The organism is Opitutaceae bacterium TAV5, from assembly GCA_000242935.3.
Lineage (GTDB): Bacteria > Verrucomicrobiota > Verrucomicrobiia > Opitutales > Opitutaceae > Geminisphaera.
The window spans coordinates 6,765,723-6,787,465 of the sequence record CP007053.1; the positions used below are offsets into that span (position 1 = coordinate 6,765,723).

Sequence of the window (21,743 nt, forward strand, 5' to 3'; positions counted from 1 at the left end):
CCAGACGAAGAAGTTAAAACAACTCCTGGGACAGGTGCGAAATCACTAAACGGAGAAACATAATCAATTGATATATCTATATCTCCTCTACGGGCTTTCGTTCGATCAATTGACACCCCAACAATACATGGCCTGTTGCTCTCCTTTTCAAATTGTATCTTACGACAATCATTGATGGCATCCCCTAAATAGCAGCCTATACAAGAGTGAATCGTTCCGATATGGGAAATAGTGCCAGAATGAAGAAGTATGCCTTCCTTGCACAGCTGCCTTAATGTTTGTAATTGATGGCTCACAAACAAAACCGTGCGCCCCCCTTTTGCCACATCCTGCATTTTGCCTAGGCACTTCTTTTGAAACTCGGCATCCCCCACCGCCAGCACCTCGTCTATGACGAGAATTTCCGGTTCCAAATGGGCTGCCACGGCAAAGGCGAGGCGGACATACATGCCGGAGGAATAGCGTTTGACGGGCGTATCCAGAAATTTCTCCACGCCAGCGAAATCCACGATTTCGTCGAATTTCCATTTAATCTCTGCTCGCGCCATACCGAGGATGGCGCCATTGAGGAAGATGTTTTCCCGCCCAGTGAGTTCGGGATGGAAACCGGTGCCGACCTCCAGGAGCGACGCCACTCGCCCGCGCAGGGTGACACGGCCTTCGGTCGGTTCGGTGATGCGGGAGAGAATCTTGAGCAGGGTGCTTTTCCCTGCTCCGTTGCGGCCGATGATACCGAGCACCTCGCCACGCTTGACCTCGAAGGAAACGTCCTTCAGCGCCCAGAATTCCTCGATCTCGTCACCCTGGACGATCTGGCGTCCACGCATCATATCGAGGGCCTTGCGGGTGAAGTTTTTCCCGTGGCGGACAAGGGTGTCGCGCAAGGCGTGGTAGCGTTCCCGCGGCCCCTCGTGACCGACCAGGTAGCGCTTGGAAAGATTTTCGACGGAGATGACGGTGTCACTCATGAACGACTGGATTTGGAAAAACTGGATTGTCTCAAGGGCGGCTCTAAAAATTAACCGCGAAGGATACGAAGATCAGAAAAAGAACCATTTATCTTTCATAATTTATTGTATGTAAATTGATTGAGAATATTATCTGAGTCTTGATTGCTTGGTGCCTTTGGCGTCCTTCGCGGTAAAAAAATCTTCAGGAGTTCCCTCAAATCAGATCCGCGAAGCTTTTCTCCATCTTGCGGAACTGGCGGATGCCGAGCCACAGGAAGAAGGCTGTCACAATCATGCCAATGCCGAACGAACGCGGATCGAATGCAGCATCGTGTCCAAGAATGCACCAACGGAAGCCGTCAATGACGCCGACCATTGGGTTGAGGGAATAGAGGAGACGCCATTTTTCAGGGATGACGGAGGAGGAAAAACCCACCGGAGAGACATAAAGGCCGAACTGAACAAGGAAGGGAATGACGTAGCGGAAATCGCGGTATCTGACGTTGAGCGAGGTGATCCAGAGACCGGGGCCGAGCGAGGCGGCAAAGGCGAGAAGCACGAAAACGGGGAGGAGGAAAATCTGCCATCCGGGCAGGAATTGATACCACAGCATCATCCCCGCAAGGATGGCGAAACTGATGAGAAAATCGACAAAGGCAACGACGACAGTGGCGGTGGGGACGATGAGGCGGGGGAAATAGACTTTGCTAATAAGGTTGGCACTGGAGACGAGGCTGTTGGATGCCTCGGAAAGGGCGGTGGCAAAGAAGGTCCAAGGCAGCATGCCGGCGAAGACCATGAGGGCGTAGGGGGCGGCGCCTTCGCTGGGGAGCTTGGCTACTTTCCCGAAAATGATCGTGAAAACGACCATCGTCAGGAATGGGCGAATCAAGGCCCAGGCGACACCGATGATGGTCTGCTTATAGCGGACGGAAATATCGCGCCAAGCAAGAACCTGAAAGAGTTCGCGGTAGCGCCAGAGGTCGCGCCAGTAGTTTTTCTCGGCGCGGCCGGGTTCGAGGATGAGAGTGACTGGATGAGGGCCCACGGCTATGAATTCTTCGTTGATTGAGACGGACGCTGGACGCTGTACGGAAAATGCTGAGGCCCTCGCAGTCGCCATGCCAGCAGGCCTCCCACAGATTTCAGGGTCTGCTTCCACGATAATTCCATAGGATGACGCAGCACGCCAAGACTTGGCACATCGATACGCAGTCGAGTTTCGAGGCTGAGGCGTTTGTGCGCACATTGAAGTTGGGAATGGTCGCGACCGTGGATGACGATCACCTCTCCTTCCACCACCGATGGGCAATAATGCATGAGATTATAGTCGTGAGGTAGGCAAGCCGAACGCAGATCGCTTTCGTAGAGAAGCACACGAAGGCACTTTTGATCCCATATGCGTCCCTCTTGTGTGATTACCTGATCTCCAAACTTCGCCTATATATCGAAACATTACGCATCCTTTTTTATGTATATCAACTCCTTCCATTCTCCTAAAGTCGGAACCGTACAGAGGCTTAATAAAACGGTTGAAGCAGCCTGAGCAGCATCATCAACATCAAAATCATTTTTATTCATCAAACTTGCTACTGCTGATCCAAATTTGAGGGTAAAAATCCCATTCATTACTGTACTAATACCCATAGCAGCTAAGGTGCCTGCCCCCGGTATCAGATGAAAAATCCATGTCGCAACCTTACAGCCACCGTAGTAGCCCACAAATCCGGTTCCGATTGTGCTTATGAATTTCTTGGCAAAAGCAGAATCTACCATGTGACCCGACTTATTTGCAATGGATATGAACATTGTCGTCCATATGCCTGCTATTGCACCAGCATCAAATGGTCCGGAAAAAGCGCCGAGGGGGCCGGCTGCCAAGGATGCGATTACTCCGCTACTAATGATTTTTTTATATTTTTCCGGTATAGCCATATAATAGAGGTTTCTTGCTATTTATTCATGTATCAGACTAAAACTCTCTGCCTCCAAGCGGTAACAGGTTAGCGTAGTTCGGAGCCTTAGTTCGAACCGTGAGGAGTGGAAGGACCGGGAACCGGGTGACTTGGGCTAAAGCTCCGAAGGGAACTCCCTTTCCAAGAAATTGCCTAACATGGCCTTCACTGGCAGAGTTTATCCACACGTTATTCGAGGTCGTCCTGCATCCTGCTTACATGGTCAAATTCCCTACGCAACCAGCAACTAGAGCGACTATTGCCGTGACAATGGATGCTTGCCCGAAATCCGGATGTATCTTCTGAACAGGAGCCTTCAATTGACATGTCATGGCGAAACCGAAAGCGCTCGCTGCAAAGGTGATATTGAGGACGAGAATGCCACCAAGGATAATACTCAATGCAGAATGATATAGACTGTGTGTGTGTGAAGACAAACTGCAGAGGACAAGGTGCAGCGTGGTTGCAGAAGCGCACACTGAGAAGAAGTACAAGTGCCCCATCTTGAGCACGTCGCGAACGGTTACTTCCGCCCTCATCCATTTACCGATCAAAAGAGTGAGGGCCAACGGCAGTAATCCGAGGATAACACTGAAGAACAGGAATCCCAACAGATTCTGAAGCGGCTCAGGCATTGTGCATCCTCAGTACCTCGCAAGCAATCGTTCTAGTTCATCGATGAGCTCCGCTCGCCTAGTTTCAGAGATATCTCTGTCCCTGAGAGTCGTAATTATACGCTTGTATTCAGTTTTGTCTGAGGACGACATCTTCTCCAGGCGCTCCTCCATTGCCTTCATTCGCTGGCGCAGTTCCCGGGCTTCACGACTAAGGGCCTTTGCCTCTGCTTTTGAAACGTTTTTGGGATTGCGTCCCTTCCGAACGAGCAGGTAGGTAGTCCAACCAAGCAACTCTGTCACACCAAAGGTTGCAATAGCATTTGCGGCGTTACCGATTCCGGGAATCCACTTCACGAGGAAGACAAGCCCTCGAGTGCCAAGATAGTAGCCAGCCATCGTTCCAATCAGTGCAAGTCCTTCGCCAACGCCCCACTCCTTCCCGTTTACGCGGCTGATGACGATTATCATTGTAATCGTGAGTGCTGTCAATGCAGCCTCGTCGCCGATCAAAGTCTGGGATAAAGCTGCAGCGGTTCCAGCATGCGCAACAGCAAAACCGTGGATCACTGCCGCTGTGATGAATTGTTTACTGTCGTCACTCATAATACGGCCTCCTTATTCCATATGGTTGCGAACCTGACAAATTCGATGGGGCCAAAACTATACTTTTGACATTTTTAGCAGGTCAAATCCCCCTCTCCTTGCCTACTCGACCATTTTCAATCTACTCAAAAATATCAAAGTTATAGGTTTGTCTCCTTTTGACTGGCCTGAAAAAGAAAATTTCTTGTTCGCCTTGTCGGGCTATTCTGCGGGTCACTCTCTACTGACCTTCATCGTCTTGACCAGGTCGTGCGTTACCTTGAATCCGAGCGCACGAACGTGGTCGAGCAGCCGACGTTGCTCTTCCTCCGTTTTTGGATTCAAGAGATCGGGGGACGCAACAGGAGAATCTACATCATAACTGTACAGGCTGGTAGTTGGTAGTCGGGGGACAGGTGTCGGGGGGCAGTTGCAGCTCCTGGCGGAAGTAGGAGATGGTGCGTTCCAAGCCGTCCTCAAGCGGGATGGAGGGCTGCCAGTTCAGGTGCTTTTGCGCCAGGGTGATGTCGGGACGACGCTGGCGCGGGTCGTCTGGCGGGAGCGGACGATGGACAATGCGGGAGGGGCCGCCAACCAGGCGTAGAACGTGTTCGGCCAGTTGCAGCATCGTGAACTCACCGGGATTGCCGAGATTGACCGGGCCGGTGACGGCATCCTGATTCATCAGCCGGACAAAACCTTCGATCAGGTCGTCCACGTAACAGAAGGAACGCGTCTGCGTGCCGTCACCGTAAAGGGTCAGGTTCTCGCCGCGGAGGGCCTGCACGATAAAATTGGATACGACACGTCCGTCGTCGGGATGCATGCGGGGACCGTAGGTGTTGAAGATGCGGGCGATGCGGATATCGACCTTGTTTTGGCGGTGATAATCCATGAATAGCGTCTCGGCGCAGCGCTTGCCTTCATCATAACAGGAGCGGAGACCGACGGGGTTGACGCTACCCCAATAGCTCTCCGGCTGGGGATGGACGGACGGATCGCCATAAACTTCCGACGTGCTGGCCTGGAAAATACGGGCGCGGGTACGCTTGGCCAATCCCAGGCAATTGATCGCCCCCATGACGGAGGTTTTGACTGTCTTGATCGCGTTGTACTGGTAATGTGGCGGAGAAGCCGGGCAGGCCAGATTGTAAATCTGGTCCACTTCGAATTTGAACGGATCGATCACGTCGTGGCGCACCAGTTCGAACCGCCGGTTCGCCAACAGGCGGGTGATGTTGGTCTTTCTCCCCGTGAAGAAATTATCGAGACAGATCACTTCGTGACCATCGGCCAGAAGGCGTTCGCACAGGTGGGAACCGAGAAAGCCGGCTCCGCCGGTAACAAGGATGCGTAGTGCCATGACAGGGAGGATCTGAAGTTCAGTTTTTAACCGCTAATGTCAGGCGTGTCATAAAAAGGAGCGGCGGTCTCCAGACCGCCGCTCCGGCGATGCAGCGTGTTGCCTCCCCATCCATGCGCGATCCGCGTTTTCTCCATGAAGTGGCACGGCCATCCTGGCCGTGGACGGCGCGCAGCGCCGCCTCTGCAGGTGTGAAACACGGGCTGCGGAAGCCCGTGACGTGGCATGGGCATCCTTGCCCATGTTGCGACTTTGGCCGCCCGAAGGGCACCCGCCCAAAGTCGGTCCTCCGGACCATCGCCTCCGGCGATGCCATCGTCGCGCTGCCGCGCTCCGTCGCCCCGACGGGGCTTCGCACGGAATTCTTCCGAGCTTCGCCCCGTCACGTCCCCGGACGTAATTTCTCGATGAAAAAACTGTGATGCGCGGTATAAGCCGCATGAAATAGTCAAGTGCGCGGACGAATGGCCGCGGTCACGGGAGTCCTGATTTGCCCCGGCCACGTCCGCAGCGTTTGCAGGCGTTCCTCAATCATTGCCTGATCTGTCCGGTGGCTTCCCCGGCGGGAAGGGTCACCATATCCGGCAAGTGTATTGATGGCGGCATTCCACTTTTCCAATCCGGGCAAAAGCCGGTCGGTGAGAATGCGGTCGATCAACTGTCGCCCCTCGGGGGCAGGTTCAAAGTAGATGCGCCGCTTGTCGTGCTGTTGTTTTGCCAGGCATATAATTCCCCACGACCGGAGGACTCGCAGACCCTGGCTGACAGAACCCTTGCCGAGATCCAGCCGGTCCGCGATCTGTTGCAGACAAAGAGGCAAGGCGGATGAAAAGAGTACGCCGTAAATTTTGCCGACCGAGGGAGGAATGCCGGCAACCCGGGCGGCACGGCCGAAGATATCGACCATCAACCTTTGCTCCGAAGCCAAGCCAGCGAAAGACCTTCCGGACCGAAGATCTTTCCCGGTTCCGGATGCGCTCCGGTTCGCCCTGGTTACTGGAATTGCCGCTACCATGGATGCCGTGTTTTAGCCACTCTGCCCCGCCAGTTGCTCCTCCTTGTAATAGGAGGCATAATATCTGGAGCCGTAGTATCCGTAACCGGAATAGTAGCCGGAGCTTCCGCGCCCCGATGGCATCATGTTGAGGACGATGCCGGGCAACTCCAGGCCCGTCGACCGGAGACGCTCCGTCACCCGGTGTACTTGCGGGCGGGATACATAATTGAAACGGACAACATAAATCAGTTCATTGGCAAAGGGCGCCAGACTGAGCGCATCGGGAAAAATGCCGGCGGGTGGAGTGTCGATGAGCAGGATATCAAATTCCCGTTGGGCCTGCTCGATGAGCGCCTTCAGCTTTTTGCTTTCCAGCAATTCACTGATCCGGCGGCTTATTCCTCCAGCACGAAGCACAAACAGGTTGGGAGCAGGGCGGAGCAGACCGAGATCCGGATCACCGGCAAGGGGACCGTCGGATCTGCCGCCCTTGTCCAGCCAGCGCAGCAAGCCATGCGTATTGGGCGCACCGGCCAGGCGATGCTGGACCGGGCGGCGCAGGTCTCCATCTATAATCAGGGTACGCATGCCATGAGCCGCAAAGGCGGTAGCAAGGTTGCTGGCGACAAAGCTCTTGCCTTCGCCGGGCACGGTGGAGGTGACGATGAGGGTCTTGGGGGCATCGAGCCGGGAGTTCAACCTGAGCTGGGAGTAGAGAGTCTGGATGATTTCGCCGGCATCGGGATCCGTATCCTGCAGGACAAGATGGTTCAGCTTGTCGTCGGGCAGTTTTTTCAGGACAGGAAACTCGGAAAGCAAAGGGAGACCAATGTACCTTTCGACATCCGTCCATGTCTTGACCCGGTTGAAGATGAGTTCCATCCCGACCGGGTATCCGATGATGATCAACAGACCCAGGAAGCCGAGTGCGCGGAAGATTTTTTTCGGGTCGGGTTCGATGGGGAAAGTCGGGATCTGGGCGCGTTCGGATATTTTGATGTTGGAGTTGCCCAACTGTGCGGTGAGGGAGGTCTCGTTGAGACGTCCGAGGACCTGGGTATAGGTGGCCCGGTTGGTCTCGGCTTCGCGCCGCAGGACGTTGTATTCGACTGCCAGCCTGTCGAGGCCGAGACTGGCTTTTTCCGCATCGGCCAGTTTCTCCTGAAGCTGGCGTTCATTTTCCACGGCCTTTTCGCGCTGATTGCGAAGGGTGGACAGAGCCGCGCGGACCAGGTCGCCGCGCAGCTTTTCCAATGCCTGGATGGAGCGTTCCTGCTCGACCATGGCGGGATGCCGGCGTCCGTATTTCTCGGACATGACAGCTTTTTTGGCGATGAGCCCGTCGAGCTGGCTCTGGACGGAGGCGAGGGAGGAAAATTCGGTTACCGAGGCCAGCTCGAGAGGATCGCTGTTTTTTGAGATGATGGACTCCGCCTGCTGGAGCCGCGCGTTGATTGCGAAGCGGGCCACCTGGGCTTCGGTCAGGGCGCTGCTGATGGCCTTCATGCGGTCAACGACGATGTTCTGACTCTCCTCCAGAGAGACCATGCGGGTTTTTTCCCGGTAAGCCTGGAGGGCGCGTTCGGAGGCTTCGGCCTTTTTGCGCAGGTCTTCGGTCTGTTCGCGGAGAAAGGAGATGGCAGAATCGTTGCTCGAGGTATTCCGGTCCATCAGGTACACGATGTAGCACTCGGTGAAGCGGGTCGCGACGAGTGCCGCAACAGCCGGCTCACGGTGCTTGTAGCTGACCCGGACCAGGAAGGTGGAGCCCTGGCGGACTACGCCGACGTTGTCAGCGATGAGCGAAGCGAGGCGTGCGTCGGTCTGGCTGTCCGACAAGGGCGGGGCATCCTTGTCGAGCCAGGGCGCGAGGATGCGGGCTTTTTCCTCGGGCTTGAACGAGGCGACAACCCGCTGGATCATTTCGCGACTGGTGATCTGGGCGAGGTGCGTGTCGAATGCGGGATCGTTTTTCGAACCGCCAACGCTGTCATCCACGACATTGGTGATTTCATTGCCCAGGACTTTTTCGATGCGGCCGACCAGAAGGGTGGCGCTGGCCTGAAACACCTTGGGTTGCTTGAGCAACCAGACGCCGAGCAGGACACACACGAGGGTGGCGAGGGATGTGGAAACAATCCATCGCTCCCGGATGCAGAGCAGAATCTGCCGGATATCCAGCCGAGGCAGCGAGCCGCCTTCAAAGGGCGGCTCACTGCGCGGAGCGGAGGGCCGGGGATGCAACGGGCCGGTGTCCGGCCCCGTTTTTGTGAAAGGGATTTCAGCCATGCCGGGAGTGGTTAGAACAGGCGCTCCGGGACAAAGATGACGTCCCCCGGGCGGACCATGAAAACATCGCCACCGGAACCGCGGAGGAGAGTTTCGACGTTGATGGTAAGCCGGGTTTCGTTCCCGTCGCCGAGCTGGCGCCGGGTGACACGCACCGCATCGCTTTTGGCAATACGGGTGAAACCGCCGGCCGCCGTGATGGCTTCGACGATAGAAATAGCGGAGGACTCGGGCGGGAGTTCGATCTTCCCCTGCTTGCCAACCTGACCGAGCACAGAGACCTCTTTCTTGCTATATTCGACCACGCGCAGGCTTATCCGCGGGCGGATGAAAATTTCCGAATCCTGGTAAATCCGGGCGATCTTTTCCTGCGCCTGGGCCAGCGAGAGATCCTGCACATGGACACTGCCGGCAAGGGGAACGTTGAGATCACCATTGCCGGAAATGCGAAGCTCGGTGGCCAGATCGGGTTCCCCGTAAACCTCGAAGCGCAACAAATCGAGCGGGTAGAGCCGATACGAGTCGCCTTCGTCAGGGGACGCCGCAATGGCCGAAGTGGCAAGAGCGATCATGCCGAGGGTCGAAACCAGCCTTTTATACATTGTCTGGCGGATGAGGGTGTGGTCAGTAACGTGCCGATGCCTGGAGCGTGTAGATAGTCCGGTCATAATCGGCGGTATCCAGGTCCGAGCTGTTGTGACGCCAGGAGATACCGGCGCTGACGGAGAGGTATTCGTTGACGACGTAATCCAGGTCGAGGGTAAGGGGGACGATCTTGTCCGTGCGCCCGGCGATCAGGCCGTTGGACGAATATTTGACGTGTTCGTACCCGATTGATCCGGCAAGCGAGAGACGGTCGCTCAGTGCCTGACGGGCACCCAGCGCGGTGCGGAGGTTTTTGCTGGATTGCGCGGATGAGGTGGTATCGAAGTCACTCGAAATGGTCAGAAAGACAGATGTCTTTTCCAGGACAGCCCAGTTGAGGTCGATCCCGGCGTAAGGCAGCCAGCTCGAATCACCGTCGTCGAAATCGCGATACGTGGCACCCAGGCTGGCGGAGCCGGTGAGCTTGGGAGCGAGGTCGCCTTCCGCGCCGAACGAGAAACGGTGGTCGCTGCTGTCGGGCTTGTCCGCGCCGGCGAGGCGGTCGCGTGTCGCCGTCGTGCGGAAATCGTATCCGGAAACGAATGTCAACTTGGGCGAATAGCGGTAGAGAAGCCCGACACCGGCGCCCCAGCGATCGACATCGTTGAAACCATCGGTCCTGGACCGGGAGAAGCTGAGGTCTGCCCTGGTGCGCACGCCGAGTTTCTCACTGTAGTAATAATTGACGATCGCATCGGCCAGCCAGTCGTCGGACTCGGTGCGGGTGAGGGCGGCGTCATTGGTTTCGGATCTGCGCCGGTAGCCCACACCTGCCTGGGCAGATCCCTTGTCGGCACCATCGTAATTGAATTTCAGGTTGGCGAAGGGATCCTCGGAATTCTGGTTGGTGTGATCGGAGAAACGAATGATATTCACCCCTCCCGACGCCAATGTGGAGATCTTGCCGACATTGCGCGTGTACTGGAGATCGGGGGTTATCGTGAAGACCTCGTCGGAACGCTCGGTGTTGTTGCCAAAGATATTCGTATCGTGCGCAGCGGATACGGTGAGACCTGCTGTCAGGGAACCGCGGGCGATTTCGACAAAAGCGAGGGATTCGTGTGCGATGAAGGCGACAAACGCGGCCGCAGTCGCTCGGGCTGTCAGTTGAAGCATGCTGGAATGATTTGAATTTTGAAAAGTGAGCCGGCGCACAGCTCGCCTGAATGCAGGCGGCAGGGCGGGCCTGCGTGCGGTCAGCACGGTGTCTTGTTACGGGAACAGGATCGGCATCGGATTTCCGGATGCATCTTTTGTCTGACGCGGACGCATCCGGTTTGATAGTGGTTGGCGGTTATTCCCGGGCGGGCCGGTTAGAGCCTGTCGGGAGAGAGTATGGTCGGAGTCGACGGAACGGGAGCGATGCTCGTGGTGTTGGCCGGTTGCGTTTGTGCGGCGACGGTATTCGCAATGTCGGCCGAGAACAGAGGGGCGGCGGCGGTAGCGGCAGTGACGATTGCGGCTTTTTCGCTGGCGGGGGCGGCGTTGATGGCGGCAATTGTAATGGCTGTGACGGCGGATACATCCGCCCCCGCTTTGACGACCGCAGCCACAGCCGCAGTGGTAATGGCGGCGGCCTGAGTGGGTGCAGCGCTAATGGCAGCAGCCACGATTTCCGGTGCTCTCGCAGGAAAGGCGGTAACCGCAGCGGTGACGATGGCGGACGCATCATCCGGATTGGCCGTAATGAATGCGGATATCGCTGCCTGAAAATCGGCCTCTCCCAACTCCTGCCATGTGGCCACGGTGGCGGCGATTTCCCCGGATGTGGCGGCGTGGAGTACAGCAGGAGAGCTGCAGATCAACGCCCCTGCGAATAGTAGCATGTTTCTTGCTGTTTTCATATCAGTCGATTTTGTTGATGCGGTCGCCCGAAGGCCGGCTGGCGGGGGTAAAGGCAATGAGGGAAATCGGAAAAATGCTCTGACGGACGAGCAGATGGCTGTTTTCAGCCTGTCCGCGGGCAACCTCCGGTACAGCCGTTGACAGGGAAGAGACTGTTTTACCATGCAATGAACTGGCAAAAGGCTGCGGCCCACCAAGGTCGAAATCCGATGCGCTGGCCTTTTGTTGAAAAGCCCCGCACTGTCCTCTTCTGTACTCTGCTTCCGGTAGAACATCGATATTATCTGAAGTTGTGATAGTAAGGCCACGTAATAGAGGCGGACACGATTCCTGATATCGTGTGCATAATCCCATGACCGCGAAATTTCTGGTTCTGTTTAGCAGGGCTCAGCAAGGGGAATATATCCTTATAGTATAAAAATAATACCAACCGCCTATATAAACTGATCAGTCAAGTGCTGCCTCAATGATACTTTATGACTATCCGTCAATCAGCGCCGCCCTGCCTGTGAATAGCTTGCCGGGAGTATAACCGGAAGTGACGGGAACTGGCCGGCAGGCGGGGGCATGCCCGTTGATGATCACGGGAGCCTCATCCCGCGAACGGGCGCACAGGAAATGCGCCCCTGCGGCTCCAGGCCAACCACCTCGCCCCCATCACTTCCGGTTACACCCGGCTTGCCCCGAGGCTCTTTATCAGCCTTGCCCGGAATGGCAGCATCCTTTCAACGCTTGCCTTGCCTCGGCTTATGAAGGGAGCATTGATGCACCCGCCATGCATCCTGTAACCGGGCTTCCTCTGTCCGGAAATGCAATATGATTTCCTTAACACCCTTGACCAAGGATTAAAAATAATCACAATAATGAGGCAACCGTTTCAGTCTGAGAATGGTCATATTTCCTTATCCGAATATCAGATAATCATTCTGACAGCTGTAGTCGTAGCGGGAGCGGCATGGGCATTTGGTGGCCGTGTGGATTGGGCTCCCCCGATCTTGTTGATCCTGTCAGCGATTACTGCAGTCTTGTCACTGGTTTCCAGCTTTCGGGAGAGGCGTCGCTGGAAGGTCACGGCATGGCTGCCTGCCATTGTATTTGCCATCCTTGTCGCCTGCAGCCTCGCAAATCCGAGCCTGATTCCGGTCAATCGAGGTTTCGATGGGTGGATTGAACGCGACAACTGGATTCCCTGGCTCCCGGCAACCATCGACCGGCTTTCCACCCTTGCGGCAGCCCAGCCATGGATGTCCGCCCTGCTTCTGGGCGCCGCACTCATGCAGGTTTCACCGGGAAAACAGGCAGTCCGCCTGCTGTGGAAGATTCTGCTGGTGAGCGGCGTGCTGCTGACCCTTGCCGGCTTTTACTTTCATCTCACGAATCCGGCAAAAATCATGGGGCTCGTACAATCCCCTTATAGACATCATTTTGCCAGTTTTATTTACCGCAACCACTGGTCGGCCTATGCCGTGCTGCTGGTGACCCTCTCCCTCGGGTTCACCTTCGGTGGAGTGCAGAAATGGATCGAGGGGAGCGGGCGCCTGGACCGTGCGCTTCCCGGAGCCGTGCTGGCGTTGATCATTGCGACATCGGTTCCCCTGCCCGGATCACGCTCAGGCATGGTGCTCATGGCGCTTCTCGCCATTTCCGGACTGGCATACTTTGCATGGCTCCTGTGCCGTTTCCGCCCTTCCCGGGAACAGCAGCGCCGTGAGCGTAATCTGGCCTTTGCCGCGCTTCTGCTCCTGGGTCTCGGCATATGCATCGCCCTGGGCATAGGAGCAGCCAGTTTTTCTGATGCAAGATCCCGTACTTCAGAACAATGGAAACTTTATGAGGAAGGGGGATATCCTGACCTGCGCTGGCCACTGATCAAGGATACCCTGCGCGTGGCGCAGGCCCGCCCCGTGTACGGCTGGGGACTGGGGACCTTCGGACAAGTGATACCCACCTATCAGGGCGATTATCTCAGAAACGGGAAAAACGAGATCACGACGCGTATTTTTCACGCGCACTGTGACTGGCTGGAATTATGGGCCGAGATCGGCCTTGTCGGTAGCCTCGTTCTGATCATTCCACCGGCTTGCCTCCTCTGGCGCGGGCTGCGCTACGGCCATGCCCAGGTCCGCTGGAGCCTTGCCGGATGTATCCTGACCGGATGCTACGCCTGGGTAGAGTTTCCTTTCCGGAATCCGGCCGTCCTGCTTCTGTGGACGACCCTGGTCGTGACCATGAGCCAGTATGCCAAACCGGGAAAAGAATCGGGAAGGAGCGATCGTGACATGGCTGTGATGAAGTGCCGACAGCGGTTTCAGGTACGATAATGCCCGGCACGATCCGGGCAGGTCGCTGCGTGTCCAGCAACAGCCGGATTTTCGGCCTCATTCGTCGATGCCTGATGGCCGCTGTACCAATGCAGCGCGTGCGTCACCGGATTTTCCCCTTTTCCTTCTCCGGACAGTTTTGGCCCGGCCGATGGAGCCGGAACCAGGCCAATTTGTTCAGCGTAGCGAGAGAGCTGGATGGCACCTCGCAAACCCGTTTTTCTCCGGATCTTGGCCCGATGATTGGCGACGGTGAAAGGACTGATTCCGAGACTCGCGGCGATCTCCTTGGTGCTCAATCCGGATGCCATGAGCCTGAGGATGCCCAATTCTCTCTGACTGAGTGGAAAAGGCGACCTGCTATCGAAATCGATCCTGTTTTGCAGGATTTTGACGATTATAGCATTGATCAGGGAGCTAAAGTAAATGCCCCCTTCCGCGATCGTCTTGATCGCTTGCTGGAATTCAGAGAAAGATGCCGTCTTGCTTACATAGCCATGAACACCTGCTTCCAGCGCAAATCTCACCGTTTCGAGGCTACAATCACCGGAAAATATGAGGACACGCGTATCCGGATGCGACTGACGAATCTGGCAAAGCAGGTCAGGCGCTGAATTGGTCGGAGAAGAGAGCTCCATGATCACGAGGTGAGGGTTATGGCGCTCCACTGCTTCCAGGGCAGCCGCATCCGCAACGACCCGGGCAACGACCGCATAGTTGCCAAGTGAGGAGATAAAATTCTCAACAAGACCGCTGACCACCAGATGATCGTCGATCAAGATTATTCTTAATGATTCTTTTGATGCTGGCATTTGTGCAGATATAGCTGATTATTGGCAGGAATATATATAATCCGGGGTGCATTTTGGTGCCTGTGATCACTACCGAAGTTGCTCGGCAGCTTCCGGAAGCTGCTGGTGGGGGCATACGCAATTATGATCCATGATGCCAGTTGACCAGTTTACTTTGGTACTGCCCACAACCAAAATGATTCGAAGTAGCTCAAAAAGGATGACTTTTGATTATTATAATATGATTTAACCAAATTAGTTAATTTAGTTCTTTCAAATTGATTACTTTTCCCAAAAGCCACCTGATGTCAATTATATTGCCATTATATAGCGTTTATCGGCCTAAATAATCTGGATATCCAATATTGAGGCGGCCCATACGCGACAGACCGCTCCGGTCGGGTTATCCGGCCCTTCCGGAGACTGATTTTATTATCCAGGATTTTCAGGTTAATCTTCGGGCATTGCAGTTAAGCCGCAGGTTCACATGCAGGAGGCGCCTGGCGGAGAAGGATGGGAGGGCTGCGTATCGGCATAATCAGGACATCCGGGCCGGGGACCTCTCCGGGTTGCCGGTGGTGGCCGTTGACCGTCCGGCTGCCGGCCCGGGAGAAACGGGGTTGCATCTTCTGGAAGCGGACGGGCATGCCGAACCGGAAATGAAACGTGGCAGAAGTCTTCACAGGATTGTCCGGCAAATTCGGCAAATCCCGACGGCCCGGACAAGTGCCGGCAGGACTGCCGCTGAAGAAGCAAACAGGGTGTTGGACAAGGCTGGAAACACGGAAGGGATGCGGCACGCGAAACGGGAAACGGAGGTGTGGCGAATGGCAGAATACTTGCGAGAGATGAAGCGCAGCGAAAAGGAGAGCGGAGAGCTGCAGCGAATGTCGGAGCATGATGAAGGGGGGGGGAAGGCGCTCCGGCGCCTCGTCGCAGCGGCAGTGAATGCCGCCGCTCTTTTTTTCCTGCTTTATCGCCCCGCCGCGTTTTGCCAGCCTGCGCGTTTCTCTTCCCGCACCTCATGAAACTTCTCTCCGGCCTCGCAGAAGGCCAGGTCCTGCAACGCATCGGACAACGCGGCGCCACGGCGCACCTCAGCGGCGAGACGCGCGCCACCGGCCCCGTTTACGCCACCATCGCTCACGCCGCCGGTCCCGTGCCCGGCTGGAAAAAACAGCGCGTCGGCGAAGCGGCCCGCGGTCGCTTCACCGCCACGCTCGCCGGCATTCCCTCCGGCGGTCCGTACCGCCTCACCCTCGTCTGCAACCCCGCGCAGCATGATGCCGTCGCCCGCATCCGTTCTTTCTACGTCGGCGACGTGTGGCTCCTCGCCGGCCAGAGCAACATGGAAGGCTGCGGCCGCATGGATGGCGGCGCCGCCCGCCCGCATCCGCTCGTCCGCGCCTTCTCCATGCGCCGCGAATGGCGCCAGGCGGCCGACCCGCTCCACCTCCGCATGGAGTCTCCCGACTCCTGTCACAACGACGGCGCGCAACACACCCGGGAACAGGCCGAAAACGCCCGCCGTACCGCGCAACGCGGCGTCGGCGCCGGTGTCTTTTTCGCCCGCGAGATGCTCGCCCGCTCCGGCGTGCCGCAGGGCCTCGTCTGCATCGCGCATGGCGGCACCAGCATGGAGCAGTGGAATCCCGTCCACAAAAAATCCGGCGGCGCCTCCCAGTACGGCTCGATGCTGCTCTCCCTGCGCGCCACCGGCCAGCCCTGCGCCGGCGTGCTCTGGTACCAAGGCGAAAGCGACACCGCCGCGCCACTCGCCGCCGTCTACACCGACCGCATGAAAAAACTCGTCGCCGCCACCCGCCGCGACTTGCACCAGCCCGACCTGCCCTGGATCATCGTGCAACTCGCACGCGTCTTCGGCCACCGCTCCGAGACCGGCTGGAACTCCGTCCAGGAGCAGCAGCGCCTTCTCCCGGCAAAAATCCGGAACCTCGCCACCGTTGCCGCCATCGATCTCGCGCTCGATGATCCCATCCACATCAGCGCCACCGCCTTCCCCCGGCTCGCCGCCCGGCTCGCGCGCGCCGCCGACCGTCTCGTTTACGCCAACCGCAAGGAAGTCCCCCCGCCCGCCCTTCGCTCGATCTCGCCCGTGAAGGTCGAGAAGATCACCGGCGCCGGCACCATCGACGTCACCTTCGACCACGTCCCCGGCGGGCTCCGCGCTGCCGGCGAACCGCAGGGTTTCGCCCTCCTCGACGCCGACGGCGTCCCGCAGCCGCTCATCTTCAAGACCACCCTGCACGGCGACACCGCGCGCCTCCACCTCGTGCCCGGCACGCGTCCCGGCGAAGTGCGCCTCTCCTACGGCGCCGGTCACGCGCCGGTCTGCAACCTCACCGACGGACGCGATTTTTCCCTCCCTGTTTTCGGTCCGCTCGCCTTCGCGCCGCAGGAAGCCCTGCTTCCCTTCGTCACCCGCTGGCGCAAGACGCCCGTCGTCACCGCGCCCGCCGCACCGCTGGCCGCCCTCCCCTGCCCCGACGTCGCCGCCTGGCCCGACGCGACCATCGCGACCTGGGGCACGGACGGTTTTGTCAACGAACACGCGCTCTGGCAGAGCCGCGCCGGCCACGGCTACTTCGCCGCCACCCTCACGCTGCCCGAACCGATGAAGCTCGACGTCCTCACCGGTTACGACGGCCCCTTCCGCCTCTGGCTCGACGGGAAGCCGTTCTACAATGCGCTCGACGGCATCAATCCGTGTTTCCCGGACGAGGGCCGGAAAACCGCCACCCTCGCCGCCGGCTTGCACACGCTGACCGTGGCGATGGACCTCAACAACGGCGCCGCCTGGGGATTTTTCCTGCGCTTCCGCCGCCGCGACCTCACCGCCGCGCAACTGAAATCCGGCGACTATGCGCGGCCCGGATACGACGTCTGATACCGGCATCGCAAGCCTTCCGGATTTTTACACAAAGAATCGCAGATGCTCAGGACGGAGCGGCGGCATTCCTGCCGCTGCAGACGACGCGCAGCGTCGCCGGTCAGGACGGTCAGTCGGACGGACGGCGAGGCACTCACGCACCTCGTCGCAGCGGCAGGAATGCCGCCGCTCCGCCAAACTCGCTTAACTTCATCAACTGACTGATGTTACCGTCCCCCCACACATGCACGCTCACGGCGACACGACCAGCAACCCCTTCATCCCGAGATCGTAGTGGGCCGGGAAGCTGCACACGTAGGGATAGTTGCCCGTCGCGGCGGGCGCGGTGATCTCGAGGCGCTCGCTCTCGCCCGGGCCGAGCAGCTTCGTCGCAGCCAGCACCTGCGAGGCATGGGCGGGCGGCAGGTAGTCGTGGTCCTTTGCCTTGACCGCCGCCTGGCAGTACGCGCGGCCATCGGCGGACTTGTCGAGCAGCACCCAGTTGTGCCCCATCGCCTCTTTCGGCTGCACGCCGATGTTCTTGAAAAGCACCACAAACTTTTCCCCGGGCGACACCTCCAGACGCGCGAGGTTGTATTTCATATTGTCGTTGCCCGTCACGACGAACACCCGCAGCCCCGCCGCCTTGTCGGCGGCCACCTGCGCATCGAGCGGATCGGCCGCGACGGCCGGTTTCGCACCGGCGGAGCCCTCGCTCCCGGCAGGCTTGCAGCCGGAAACACCGAGGCCGGCCGTCACCCCGGCAGCGCCGGCCGCCAGCGCCAGCATGGCGGAAAACAACCGGGAAAAACGGAAACAGGAACGGAAACGAAGCGGGTTGCGAGACACCATGCGAGGCAGTGAGACAAATTCTCAGGCCCGCGCAAAGCCCTTATCTCGCCCCGCCCCGCACATTCCCTGCCACGAAATGCGTTTATGTCTTGAAAACCGGCAAAGTGCCGAAACGGTATGTCCTTCCTGTCACGATAAGCTCTCTTTCTCGACCAAATGAGCGCTGTTAAAGCCTTCCGATTCATCCTGCGGCGTTGCACCGCTCTCACCGTCATTTCCCTGCTGCCGCTTTTCCTCGGAGGCTGGAGCTGGCGCTGGCTGAGCGGCCCCCAGTCGACCATCGATGTCGCCGGCCCCGTCGCGAGGGCGCAGACGCAGGTCTTTTACGTTACGCTGTGGGTGACCGGCATCATTTTTGTGATCGTCGCCGCCGTGCTCGCCTATGCGACGCTGAAGTTCAAGGCGCGCAGCAGCGCCGACGAGCACGCCCCGACTCCGCCGCAAGGACACGGCAACCCGCTCGTCGAGCTCTCCCTCATCGGCGCCTCCGTCCTCGCGCTCGTCTTCATCGCCGTGCCGACCCTGCGCGCCATCTGGTACCAGTACGACGTGCCGGAAGAGGAGAAGGCCAACGCCCTCGAGGTCACGGCCACCGGCTATCAGTGGTGGTTCAAGTTCGACTACCAACAGGAGCAGATCGACGGCGCAGGTGATCTCGCGACCGCCAACGAGCTCGTCATTCCCGCCGGCCGCCCCGTGCGCGTCAACCTGCGCAGCACCGATGTGATCCATTCGTTCTGGGTGCCCAAGCTCGCCGGCAAGGTCGACATGATCCCCAACCGCGGCAACCACCTCTGGCTCCTCGCCGAGCAGCCCGGCTACTTCTGGGGCCAGTGCGCCGAATACTGCGGCGAGTCGCATGCCGTGATGCGTTTTCGCGTGGTCGCCCTCCCCGAGGAGGAGTTTGCCGCCTGGGTCGCCAACCAGAAAAAACCCGCCCGCACCGTCAACGACGACAACACCCGCTCCCGCGTCCAGACCGCCGGCGTCGGCGGTTACGTATTCAGGAACCCGGGACGCAACGCCCCCGGCTATTCCGCCGAATTTGACGCCGATCCGCTGCTCGCCTGGAAACAGCTGCAGGCGCCCGAGGCCGGCGAGGATGTGAAACTCATCGCCCGGGGCCGGGAGATTTTCCGCGAGAAAAACTGCATCACCTGCCACACGACGCGCGGCCACGACGGCGTCGGCGTCAACGGCCCCGATCTCACCCACGTCGGCTCCCGCACCACGATCGCCGGCGGCGTGCTGGAAAACACCCCGGAAAATCTCCACCGCTGGGTCACGCATCCCGACCTCGTGAAGCCGGGCAACAAGATGTACGTCGGCCTCAAGGGCATGGACGGCTATGTGACCCTCGACCCGAACGACGGCCGCACCATCAGCAAGCACAATATCACGGTGAACGACGACGAGGCCCGCGCGCTCGTCGCCTACCTGCACAGCCTGAAATGAAAGACGCAACGACACAAAGGAGCGGCGGCATTCCTGCCGCTGCGACGAGGCGCAACGCGCCTCGCCCCGAACAACACGGCGCAATCGTGACCGCGCCGCACCGCGATGTGCTCCCCGTTTCCCGGATCTCCGTCCGGCCAATGCAGCGGCAGGAATGCCGCCGCTCCCTTTCGACCTGACCATTCCCGACCGCTCGCACCGCACTCAATGGAAGCCTCTACCACCACCGCCCTCCCTGACGCTGCCGGAACCGACGCGCCTTCCGGCCGCCACCATCACGCCGCTCCCGAGCGCCGTCCCTGGTTCTTCACCCGCCCGACGGCGCGCACCGGGCTCGTCTCCTGGCTGACCACCGTCGACCACAAAAAAATCGGCAAACTCTACGGCATCGCCGCGCTGTTCTTCTTCCTCGTCGGCGGCGTCGAGGCGCTGCTCATCCGCATCCAGCTCGCCGTCCCCAACAACACCTTCCTCACGCACCAGCTCTACAACGAGCTGTTCACGATGCACGCCACCACGATGATCTTCCTCGCGGTGATGCCTCTCTCGACGGCGTTTTTCAATTTCATCATGCCGCTCCAGATCGGCGCGCGCGACGTCGCCTTTCCCCGGCTCAACGGATTCGCCTTCTGGGTCTTCATGGCCGGCGCGATCATTCTCAACGTCGGCTGGTTCATCAAATCCGGCGCGCCCGACGCCGGCTGGTTCGGTTATGCGCCGCTCACCTCCAAGGCGTTTTCCAACCAGTTCGCCACCGACGTCTCGACCGATCTCTGGGTCATGGGCCTGCAGATCCTCGGCGTGTCGTCCATCGTCGGTTCGCTCAACTTCATCGTCACGATCATCAACATGCGCGCTCCCGGCATGACGATGATGCGCCTGCCGGTCTTCACCTGGATGACGCTGTTCACCTCGTTCCTCATTATCCTCTCCTTCCCCGCCATCACCATCGCCCTCGTCGAGCTGATGATGGACCGGGCGTTCGGCACCACGTTCTTCGACGTATCCGGCGGCGGATTACCCATCCTCTGGCAGCACCTGTTCTGGATCTTCGGCCACCCGGAAGTGTACATCCTGATCCTGCCGGCGATGGGTGTCGTTTCGGAGATCCTGCCGTGTTTCTCGCGCAAGCCGCTCTTCGGTTATCCGATCGTGGTGTTTTCCGGCGCGACCATCGGCTTCCTCGGCTTCGGCGTGTGGTCCCACCACATGTTTACCACCGGCCTCGGCACCATCGCCACGGCGGCCTTCTCGCTCGCCACGATGGCCATCGCCATCCCGACCGGCGTCAAGATCTTCAACTGGGTCGGCACGCTCTGGGGCGGCCACATCGTGACGCGCACGCCGATGATGTTCGCGCTCGGCTTCATCTGGATGTTCATGATGGGCGGATTTTCCGGCGTCATGCACTCGGCCTCGCCCGCCGACACCCAGCAGCAGGACAGCTATTTCGTTGTCGCGCATTTCCACTACGTGCTCATCGGCGGCGCCATCTTCGCGCTGCTCGCCGGCATCCATTACTGGTTCCCGCTCATCTTCGGACGCAAGGTGCCCGAATTCTGGGGCAAGCTCTCGTTCTGGGTCGTTTTCATCGGCTTCAACACGACCTTTTTCCCGATGCACTTCCTCGGCCTCAACGGCATGCCGCGCCGCACCGCCGTTTACGACGGCAACATGGGCTGGAACGAGGCCAACCTGATCGCCACCATCGGCGCCTTCATCCTCGGCATCGGCATCGCCATCTATTTTGCCACCATCATCTGGACGTGGCTCCGCGGCGAGAAAGTGAAGCGCGACTACTGGGACGCCCGCACCCTCGAATGGTCGCTGCCCAATCCGCCGCCCGACTACAATTTCGCCGTCACGCCGACCGTCCATGCGCGCGACGCCTTCTGGCACGACAAGCAGCACAAGGAGGAGATCGCCCGCGAGACGGCCGCGCACGGCGCCGAGGAACAGTCGCACGGCGGCATTCACATGCCGAGCCAGTCGTGGTACCCGCTCGTCACCGCGACCGGCCTGCTCATCGGCGGCCTGTTTGTCGCCAACCACCACTGGGCCGGCGCCATCGCCGGCGGCGTGATTCTCTTCATCGGCATCCTCGGCTGGGCCTTCGAAGGCCCCGGCGGCTACCACATCCACCTCGACAAGGACGGCAACGAAACCGTCGAGCATCATTGATATAACCGCC

The 21,743-nt window shown here is 58.8% G+C and carries 19 protein-coding genes; 7 read left to right on the plus strand and 12 right to left on the minus strand.

Going from position 1 to position 21,743, the window contains the following annotated elements; all coding sequences use genetic code 11:
- The first annotated feature begins 353 nt into the window (after nucleotides 1-353).
- Nucleotides 354-1,022 carry a hypothetical protein gene (locus OPIT5_28465; GenBank protein AHF94851.1) on the plus strand — a complete coding sequence of 223 codons (669 nt, stop codon included), beginning with the start codon at nucleotides 354-356 and terminating at the stop codon, nucleotides 1,020-1,022.
- Between the two features lie 142 nt (nucleotides 1,023-1,164).
- On the opposite strand, the gene OPIT5_28470 is transcribed toward OPIT5_28465, so the two are convergent.
- Nucleotides 1,165-1,998: a phosphate ABC transporter permease gene (locus OPIT5_28470; GenBank protein AHF93547.1), complete on the minus strand. Its 834-nt coding sequence runs from the start codon at nucleotides 1,996-1,998 to the stop codon at nucleotides 1,165-1,167.
- A gap of 128 nt (nucleotides 1,999-2,126) precedes the next feature.
- Between OPIT5_28470 and OPIT5_28475 the strand changes: the two genes are divergently transcribed.
- Nucleotides 2,127-2,291, plus strand: coding sequence for a hypothetical protein (locus OPIT5_28475; GenBank protein ID AHF94852.1), 165 nt, complete (start codon nucleotides 2,127-2,129; stop codon nucleotides 2,289-2,291).
- A gap of 829 nt (nucleotides 2,292-3,120) precedes the next feature.
- Here the strand turns inward: OPIT5_28475 and OPIT5_28480 are convergent.
- The 9 genes from OPIT5_28480 to OPIT5_28520 form a co-directional block, all read right to left on the minus strand.
- The gene (locus OPIT5_28480) at nucleotides 3,121-3,540 is read right to left on the minus strand and encodes a hypothetical protein (protein AHF94853.1); all 420 of its coding nucleotides are present in this window, start codon (nucleotides 3,538-3,540) and stop codon (nucleotides 3,121-3,123) included.
- Between the two features lie 9 nt (nucleotides 3,541-3,549).
- The gene (locus tag OPIT5_28485; GenBank protein ID AHF94854.1) at nucleotides 3,550-4,125 is read right to left on the minus strand and encodes a hypothetical protein; all 576 of its coding nucleotides are present in this window, start codon (nucleotides 4,123-4,125) and stop codon (nucleotides 3,550-3,552) included.
- Nucleotides 4,126-4,480: 355 nt separating this feature from the next.
- Complete coding sequence (locus OPIT5_28490; protein AHF93548.1) at nucleotides 4,481-5,467, minus strand: NAD-dependent dehydratase; 987 nt, start codon at nucleotides 5,465-5,467, stop codon at nucleotides 4,481-4,483.
- A gap of 448 nt (nucleotides 5,468-5,915) precedes the next feature.
- Nucleotides 5,916-6,374, minus strand: coding sequence for an ArsR family transcriptional regulator (locus tag OPIT5_28495; GenBank protein AHF93549.1), 459 nt, complete (start codon nucleotides 6,372-6,374; stop codon nucleotides 5,916-5,918).
- A 120-nt stretch (nucleotides 6,375-6,494) separates the two neighbouring features.
- On the minus strand, nucleotides 6,495-8,753 hold the full coding sequence (locus OPIT5_28500; protein ID AHF94855.1) for a hypothetical protein: 2,259 nt from the start codon (nucleotides 8,751-8,753) through the stop codon (nucleotides 6,495-6,497).
- 11 nt (nucleotides 8,754-8,764) lie between these two features.
- Nucleotides 8,765-9,355 carry a sugar transporter gene (locus OPIT5_28505; GenBank protein ID AHF93550.1) on the minus strand — a complete coding sequence of 197 codons (591 nt, stop codon included), beginning with the start codon at nucleotides 9,353-9,355 and terminating at the stop codon, nucleotides 8,765-8,767.
- Nucleotides 9,356-9,377: 22 nt separating this feature from the next.
- Complete coding sequence (locus tag OPIT5_28510) at nucleotides 9,378-10,514, minus strand: hypothetical protein (GenBank protein ID AHF94856.1); 1,137 nt, start codon at nucleotides 10,512-10,514, stop codon at nucleotides 9,378-9,380.
- A gap of 197 nt (nucleotides 10,515-10,711) precedes the next feature.
- Nucleotides 10,712-11,224, minus strand: coding sequence for a hypothetical protein (locus OPIT5_28515; protein AHF94857.1), 513 nt, complete (start codon nucleotides 11,222-11,224; stop codon nucleotides 10,712-10,714).
- 19 nt (nucleotides 11,225-11,243) lie between these two features.
- On the minus strand, nucleotides 11,244-11,411 hold the full coding sequence (locus OPIT5_28520; protein ID AHF94858.1) for a hypothetical protein: 168 nt from the start codon (nucleotides 11,409-11,411) through the stop codon (nucleotides 11,244-11,246).
- 857 nt (nucleotides 11,412-12,268) lie between these two features.
- Between OPIT5_28520 and OPIT5_28525 the strand changes: the two genes are divergently transcribed.
- The gene (locus tag OPIT5_28525; protein ID AHF94859.1) at nucleotides 12,269-13,564 is read left to right on the plus strand and encodes a hypothetical protein; all 1,296 of its coding nucleotides are present in this window, start codon (nucleotides 12,269-12,271) and stop codon (nucleotides 13,562-13,564) included.
- Here OPIT5_28525 and OPIT5_28530 read toward each other — a convergent pair.
- Entirely contained in the window at nucleotides 13,552-14,343 is a 792-nt protein-coding gene (locus tag OPIT5_28530; GenBank protein ID AHF94860.1) for a hypothetical protein, read from the minus strand. The genes OPIT5_28525 and OPIT5_28530 overlap by 13 nt on opposite strands.
- A gap of 377 nt (nucleotides 14,344-14,720) precedes the next feature.
- Between OPIT5_28530 and OPIT5_28535 the strand changes: the two genes are divergently transcribed.
- Both OPIT5_28535 and OPIT5_28540 read left to right on the plus strand, forming a co-directional pair.
- The gene (locus tag OPIT5_28535; GenBank protein AHF93551.1) at nucleotides 14,721-15,383 is read left to right on the plus strand and encodes a DNA-binding protein; all 663 of its coding nucleotides are present in this window, start codon (nucleotides 14,721-14,723) and stop codon (nucleotides 15,381-15,383) included.
- A complete protein-coding gene (locus OPIT5_28540) occupies nucleotides 15,380-17,263 on the plus strand; it encodes a hypothetical protein (GenBank protein ID AHF93552.1) in 1,884 nt (627 codons plus the stop codon). The genes OPIT5_28535 and OPIT5_28540 overlap by 4 nt, the downstream gene beginning before the upstream one ends.
- A gap of 234 nt (nucleotides 17,264-17,497) precedes the next feature.
- Here OPIT5_28540 and OPIT5_28545 read toward each other — a convergent pair whose 3' ends face one another.
- The gene (locus tag OPIT5_28545) at nucleotides 17,498-18,034 is read right to left on the minus strand and encodes an azurin (protein AHF93553.1); all 537 of its coding nucleotides are present in this window, start codon (nucleotides 18,032-18,034) and stop codon (nucleotides 17,498-17,500) included.
- Nucleotides 18,035-18,253: 219 nt separating this feature from the next.
- Here OPIT5_28545 and OPIT5_28550 point away from each other — a divergent pair, with 219 nt between their 5' ends.
- A complete protein-coding gene (locus OPIT5_28550; protein AHF93554.1) occupies nucleotides 18,254-19,552 on the plus strand; it encodes a cytochrome C oxidase subunit II in 1,299 nt (432 codons plus the stop codon).
- 207 nt (nucleotides 19,553-19,759) lie between these two features.
- Nucleotides 19,760-21,733 carry a cytochrome C oxidase gene (locus tag OPIT5_28555; protein AHF93555.1) on the plus strand — a complete coding sequence of 658 codons (1,974 nt, stop codon included), beginning with the start codon at nucleotides 19,760-19,762 and terminating at the stop codon, nucleotides 21,731-21,733.
- The last annotated feature ends 10 nt before the right edge of the window (nucleotides 21,734-21,743 follow it).

What these genes read in the sequence shown, in the direction of transcription:
- OPIT5_28490 (AHF93548.1), bottom strand. Translation starts at nt 5,467, where the DNA reads ATGGCACTACGCATCCTTGTTACCGGCGGAGCCGGCTTTCTCGGTTCC.
- OPIT5_28475 (AHF94852.1), top strand. Translation starts at nt 2,127, where the DNA reads ATGACGCAGCACGCCAAGACTTGGCACATCGATACGCAGTCGAGTTTC.
- OPIT5_28510 (AHF94856.1), bottom strand. Translation starts at nt 10,514, where the DNA reads ATGCTTCAACTGACAGCCCGAGCGACTGCGGCCGCGTTTGTCGCCTTC.
- OPIT5_28550 (AHF93554.1), top strand. Translation starts at nt 18,254, where the DNA reads ATGAGCGCTGTTAAAGCCTTCCGATTCATCCTGCGGCGTTGCACCGCT.
- OPIT5_28505 (AHF93550.1), bottom strand. Translation starts at nt 9,355, where the DNA reads ATGTATAAAAGGCTGGTTTCGACCCTCGGCATGATCGCTCTTGCCACT.
- OPIT5_28500 (AHF94855.1), bottom strand. Translation starts at nt 8,753, where the DNA reads ATGGCTGAAATCCCTTTCACAAAAACGGGGCCGGACACCGGCCCGTTG.
- OPIT5_28495 (AHF93549.1), bottom strand. Translation starts at nt 6,374, where the DNA reads ATGGTCGATATCTTCGGCCGTGCCGCCCGGGTTGCCGGCATTCCTCCC.
- OPIT5_28540 (AHF93552.1), top strand. Translation starts at nt 15,380, where the DNA reads ATGAAACTTCTCTCCGGCCTCGCAGAAGGCCAGGTCCTGCAACGCATC.
- OPIT5_28480 (AHF94853.1), bottom strand. Translation starts at nt 3,540, where the DNA reads ATGCCTGAGCCGCTTCAGAATCTGTTGGGATTCCTGTTCTTCAGTGTT.
- OPIT5_28515 (AHF94857.1), bottom strand. Translation starts at nt 11,224, where the DNA reads ATGCTACTATTCGCAGGGGCGTTGATCTGCAGCTCTCCTGCTGTACTC.
- OPIT5_28545 (AHF93553.1), bottom strand. Translation starts at nt 18,034, where the DNA reads ATGCTGGCGCTGGCGGCCGGCGCTGCCGGGGTGACGGCCGGCCTCGGT.
- OPIT5_28555 (AHF93555.1), top strand. Translation starts at nt 19,760, where the DNA reads ATGGAAGCCTCTACCACCACCGCCCTCCCTGACGCTGCCGGAACCGAC.
- OPIT5_28485 (AHF94854.1), bottom strand. Translation starts at nt 4,125, where the DNA reads ATGAGTGACGACAGTAAACAATTCATCACAGCGGCAGTGATCCACGGT.